Raw genomic sequence first — 1216 nt, forward strand, 5'->3', positions numbered from 1 at the left:
GTGGTGTTTCAGAACCGTAGAGTGGATGCGCAACATCTTCGTAGGCAAGTCCTCGGCCTATTAGTACCAGTCAACTCGACAACACATTACTGTGCTTCCATTTCTGGCCTATCAACCCAATCGTCTCTTGGGGGCCTTAACCCACAAAGGGGTGGGATACCTCATCTTGGAACAGGCTTCCCGCTTAGATGCCTTCAGCGGTTATCCCTTCCGAACATAGCCAACCAGCCATGCCACTGGCGTGACAACTGGCACACCAGAGGTCCGTCCGTCCCGGTCCTCTCGTACTAGGGACAGCCTTCCTCAAGTATCCTGCGCGCGCGGCGGATAGGGACCGAACTGTCTCACGACGTTCTAAACCCAGCTCGCGTGCCGCTTTAATGGGCGAACAGCCCAACCCTTGGGACCTACTCCGGCCCCAGGATGCGACGAGCCGACATCGAGGTGCCAAACCATGCCGTCGATATGGACTCTTGGGCAAGATCAGCCTGTTATCCCCGGGGTACCTTTTATCCGTTGAGCGACACCCCTTCCACCAGGAGGTGCCGGATCACTAGTCCCGACTTTCGTCCCTGCTCGACATGTCTGTCTCACAGTCAAGCTCCCTTGTGCACTTGCACTCGACACCTGATTGCCAACCAGGCTGAGGGAACCTTTGGGCGCCTCCGTTACCCTTTAGGAGGCAACCGCCCCAGTTAAACTACCCATCAGGCACTGTCCCTGAACCAGATCATGGTCCGAGGTTCAGATTCCCAATCCGACCAGAGTGGTATTTCAACAACGACTCCACACCCACTAGCGTGAGCGCTTCACAGTCTCCCACCTATCCTACACAAGCCGAACCGAAAACCAATACCAAACTATAGTAAAGGTCCCGGGGTCTTTCCGTCCTGCCGCGCGTAACGAGCATCTTTACTCGTAATGCAATTTCGCCGGGCCTGTGGTCGAGACAGCCGGAAAGTCGTTACGCCATTCGTGCAGGTCGGAACTTACCCGACAAGGAATTTCGCTACCTTAGGATGGTTATAGTTACCACCGCCGTTTACTGGCGCTTAAATTCTCAGCTTCGCCATTGCTGGCTAACCGGTCCTCTTAACGTTCCAGCACCGGGCAGGCGTCAGTCCATATACATCGTCTTGCGACTTCGCATGGACCTGTGTTTTTAGTAAACAGTCGCTTTCCGCTGGTCTCTGCGGCCAACCACCGCTCCACCCGC

The 1216-nt window shown here is 55.5% G+C and carries 1 rRNA gene; it reads right to left on the reverse strand.

Annotated elements, in window-relative coordinates:
• Positions 1 to 40: 40 nt before the first annotated feature.
• Positions 41 to 1216, reverse strand: a 23S ribosomal RNA gene (locus H5411_RS46510); the annotation flags it as partial.

This window comes from Amycolatopsis echigonensis (assembly GCF_014174495.1).
Classification (GTDB): domain Bacteria; phylum Actinomycetota; class Actinomycetes; order Mycobacteriales; family Pseudonocardiaceae; genus Amycolatopsis; species Amycolatopsis echigonensis.